This window comes from Bacillus hominis (assembly GCF_018332515.1).
In the GTDB taxonomy this organism is placed as follows: domain Bacteria; phylum Bacillota; class Bacilli; order Bacillales; family Bacillaceae_G; genus Bacillus_A; species Bacillus_A hominis.
The window spans coordinates 1-4343 of record NZ_BOQD01000171.1; the positions used below are offsets into that span (position 1 = coordinate 1).

At 33.3% G+C, this 4343-nt stretch carries 5 protein-coding genes; all 5 read right to left on the bottom strand.

The genetic code is table 11. From position 1 onward, the window contains the following. The coding region (locus KI356_RS17225; protein ID WP_212935995.1) for an LCP family protein at window positions 1–874 on the bottom strand (874 nt) is incomplete at its 3' end. A gap of 17 nt (window positions 875–891) precedes the next feature. Next, the gene (locus tag KI356_RS17230) at window positions 892–1890 is read right to left on the bottom strand and encodes an anti-sigma factor (protein ID WP_128282400.1); all 999 of its coding nucleotides are present in this window, start codon (window positions 1888–1890) and stop codon (window positions 892–894) included. Between the two features lie 12 nt (window positions 1891–1902). Then, window positions 1903–2436 carry an RNA polymerase sigma factor gene (locus KI356_RS17235; RefSeq protein WP_128282401.1) on the bottom strand — a complete coding sequence of 178 codons (534 nt, stop codon included), beginning with the start codon at window positions 2434–2436 and terminating at the stop codon, window positions 1903–1905. A gap of 195 nt (window positions 2437–2631) precedes the next feature. Then, window positions 2632–3438 carry an ABC transporter permease subunit gene (locus KI356_RS17240; RefSeq protein WP_128282402.1) on the bottom strand — a complete coding sequence of 269 codons (807 nt, stop codon included), beginning with the start codon at window positions 3436–3438 and terminating at the stop codon, window positions 2632–2634. Continuing rightward, a complete protein-coding gene (locus KI356_RS17245) occupies window positions 3431–4324 on the bottom strand; it encodes an ABC transporter ATP-binding protein (RefSeq protein ID WP_128282403.1) in 894 nt (297 codons plus the stop codon). The genes KI356_RS17240 and KI356_RS17245 overlap by 8 nt, the downstream gene beginning before the upstream one ends. Window positions 4325–4343: the final 19 nt, after the last annotated feature.

The window sequence follows — 4343 nt, forward strand, 5'->3', positions numbered from 1 at the left end:
AACAATCTAAACCATATTTATAAAAAGATAAAATATCATCCAATGCTAAATTTGTTTTAAAATCACCATCGACGGCCTCAACCATTTTCTCAACTTTTGTAATAGACCCCACATTTTTTAATTTACTTAAAATCGCCTCAATAACAAGTTGTTGGCGCTGTCCCCTCATTGCATCACTATCAATATGACGAGTTCTCGCCAAAGCAAGTGCTTCTTCTCCCGTTAATTTTTGAACCCCTTTTTTCAAGTGAATCGTATCAGGTTCATCTTTACTATTTTGTTCAGTAAATTCAACCGGGACATCTACCTCAACACCATCGAGCCCATCGACAATTTTAATAAATGACCCAAAATTAAATTTCACGAAATAATCTACCGGTACTTGCAGTAACTTTTCTACTGCCTCAACAGAAGCTTGTGGCCCTCCATCTTTTCCGTTTTTAACGAAACCACTTCCATATGCGTGTGTTATTTTATCTTTTTTCTTTTCGATTGGAACATATGTATAGGTATCTCTTGGTATACTGGTTAATTTCACTGTCTTATCTTCTTTATTAAACGTAGCTAACAATAATGCATCCGTATGAAATGCACCATTATAGCCCTTTTGCCGTTCTTGATTTTCATCAATTCCCATAATTAACATTGAAACGTTGTGTGTAATTGGCTTTACAGCTTTCTCACGTAAATTTGATTTTTCACCACGTGATAAGTTCAAATTAGATTTTTGTACGAGATTAGAAGTTTTCATATATACATAGGCACCATACCCAACTCCGCCAAATAGTAATACTCCTAACAATACACTTATTATCGTTGTCTTTTTATATTTTCGTTTATTTTTCTTTTCTCTTGAAGGAGAGGTATTCTCCATATAGTTCCCTCCGTTTTCTATTCATCTAATAAGTTTTTCAATTTTTCATAATTAGTGCTATCCTTTTGAAATACACTCTCTTTCAATCCTTTGTTTATTTGTATCCATTCAGTCGTAATCGAATATTGAATCATACCTTCATCGAAACTAAGGAACTTCAACATAATCCCCGTATTTTTCTCTACAACCATTTCAAATTTCCCACTTAAATCTTCAGATGTACTTACAGGCATTTCTATGTTTATTACCCCTTCTATTTTGTAGCAATCAAGTCCAAGATACTTCGTTTCTTTATAACTCCAATCTTTATATCGAATTAATAGATCAGCAAATTCTGATTGAATACTGTACTTAGCGAATCCCACATATTCGTCATCATACCGTTTCTTCTCACCTGATTTTCTCAATAACCTTTCCGTAGGGCTTAATTTTACTATTCCATTATTTCTTTCTTTTGGACTCCATCTCGTCTCTTTATACGTATTATTCTTATCATTAAACTCTTTTTTTCCTTCCTCGCTATAAATCAGCGTGCTTTTTTTCGATAGCTTGTCTTCTTTGGATGAAATACCACTTTGTTTCTCCGTATCAATCGCATATTTATATGTTGTAGCAATTCTTGTAGAGCTAGAATATTCTTCGAATTGCCCTGAAACATTTTGGAAATGATCAATTGAATCAAGCATCTTTTGATGAATCTTTTCCTTATCTGGATAATTGACGTTCGACTTCATTTCTTCTTCATTCTCATAATCAGAAAACGCATTCTTCTTTACGTAATTAAACATCCCTCCATTTTGTGCAAAGCTCTGTATAGAAAACTCAGACATAGATACAATTGATAGCGTTAGAACAGCGGCACTAATAAACATCATATGTACTCTATAACTCTTTCTTTTTACAGGAAGATTATGAAGTGCATCATTAATTTTTTCGTTTAGTGCCTGTGGCAATACGGTATTATCCTTTTCTATTCTCTTTTTTAATTTTTCATCAAATGATTTTTCTTTATCCATTTTAACCACCTCCTACTCCATCTTTAATCGCTCTTCTAATTTTTCCCTTGCACGTGACAATCTTGATTTAACCGTGCCTTTTGGAATTTCTAAAAGCGTTGCAATACTTTCTTGATTCATATCTTCATAATAATAAAGTACGGTTACAGCTCTTAGTTCTTCCGTTAAAGACTGAATAGCATTACAAAGATCAATATCTTCATATCGATCGAACGCCACCATATTACTATCATGATCCTCAATTACAATTACTTTTTTATAAGAGCGAATTATATTGTTACACTCATTTATTAAAATTCTAATTAGCCAAGTTTGAAAAAACTCTTCCTTTTTCAGTTTTTTTATATTTTCATAAGCTTTTAAAATTGTTGCCTGCATTGCATCCTCTATATTCGTCTCATCACGTAACATCGCCTTCGCAATGCGATACATCTTTACTTTTTCTGTATGTATAAGTCTCATAAAAGCCTCATGATTACCCTTTTTAGCTAAAGAAACATCCGTTTCTTCTTTTACAATCATCTTATATAAAGGAATTACTTTCACAATTGGTCCTCCTGTTTCATCCTCACTTCAAATTTAACTTTACACGTATTAGACGGGGGAGCCTATAAAAAGGTTCATTTTTTTGAATATTTTTGTAAATCAAAAGACAAATATCCTTTTTAGGGTGCGACACAATAAACATATCGGTTCAAATTCACAAACAAAAAAGTCCACTTTCACAGTGGACTTTTTACTTTATAACGGTAAATCTCTCTTCCTAAACACAACTATTGCTAATATGAAGATACAAATCGCTCCAGCGGTTAAACCTAAACTTACCGGCCATATATTATATGTTCCTTCAGCAATTTCTTTCGGACGAAACAATGTAAACAAGGATATATTTCTCATCCACTCTAACTTATCACTTAATTTCCCTATCATATCTAACACAAAAAATAGGATTGTTAAACTTGCTGAGTAGCTAAGTGCCTTCCTTTCATCATTACATATACAGGAAAAGAAAAATGAATAGGCACTAACTACTAAAAATATTAGCCCTCCGACTACATTTATCTTCAAAAATAGTTCTTTATTTAAATTATTATCTTTTAAAAACCATTCTGCACCTAATATACCAGCTACATAGGTAACAATTACAATTATTAGTAGCCCCAATATGAGAACAGCAGCTTGTGTAATTGCAATTTTCACCCTTGATACAGGTGTTGCTAATAAATATGCCATCGCTCCTTTATCTACATGCCGTGCAATTAAATGTGTTGCAACCGTGACACAAAAGATTGTTAAAATGATAATAAACAATAGGCTATAATACTCCCCAGCTAAAAAATCCATTACATTTTGAATTGGACTTTCCATTCCAACAATTTTTTTTACACTATCAGGCATGGCACTTATTAATTCATTTAAACCTTTCGCTGAAACCATCGATGGGAATATCCAAATTAATAACCATAAATAAAGTGCTGCACCAGTAGCATAGCTCAATATACTTTTTTGAGTTTCTTTCAAACTAGCTAAAAATAATTGTTTATTCATGCTTTATCCCTTCTTTCTTCTCGTAATAATGCATAAATAAATGTTCTAAATCCGTCGCTCTCGTTTGAAGTGCCGTTACATTATAGTTTGAAAGTATTTGTAAAACAGTTTGATAGTTGCCTTGCACAATAATTGACGCCTCTCTACCTTTCACCCCTTCAAATTGCAAATCACATTGTTTAAGCGATTCGATTTCCTCTTGAGATGATACTGTTACATCTATCACCTGTCGTCTCATCCCCTGTAAATCATGAATATTTTCAACCGTTACAAGGCGACCATCTTTAATAATCGCTACTCTATCACACGTTCTCTCAATCTCAGTGAAAATATGTGAAGACATAAGAATCGTTTTTCCTCTTTGCTTTTCCTCTAATATTAAATCTATAAACACTTGTTGCATAAGTGGATCGAGTCCTGATGTCGGTTCATCTAAGATTAGTACTTCTGGATCGTGCATAAATGCAGCGACAATCCCTACTTTTTGCTTCATCCCTTTAGACATTTTTCGAATCGGTGTTTTCACATCAAATTGCAAACGTTCTATCAGTTCGTCTCGTCTTTTCGTATCCTTTACCCCACGCATCCCTTGCATTAACTTTAAAAATTCTAATCCATCCATTCCTTCAATAAAAGAAATTTCTCCTGGTAAATAGCCAACTTCTCTTTGAATTTTCGCAGCATCTTCCCAACAATCTAATCCGAAAATTGTCGCTTTACCAGCTGCTGGTTTTATAAATCCCATTAAATTACGAATCGTTGTTGATTTTCCAGCTCCATTTGGTCCTAAGTAGCCAAAAACTTCCCCTTCTTTCACTTCGAATGTAATATGAAACAAGCCTTTTCCATTTGAAAACTGTTTTGTAACATTTTGAACTGAAATCATAAGTCCACCTCATTTTTTG

What these genes read in the sequence shown, in the direction of transcription:
- KI356_RS17245 (WP_128282403.1), bottom strand. Translation starts at nt 4,324, where the DNA reads ATGATTTCAGTTCAAAATGTTACAAAACAGTTTTCAAATGGAAAAGGC.
- KI356_RS17230 (WP_128282400.1), bottom strand. Translation starts at nt 1,890, where the DNA reads ATGGATAAAGAAAAATCATTTGATGAAAAATTAAAAAAGAGAATAGAA.
- KI356_RS17240 (WP_128282402.1), bottom strand. Translation starts at nt 3,438, where the DNA reads ATGAATAAACAATTATTTTTAGCTAGTTTGAAAGAAACTCAAAAAAGT.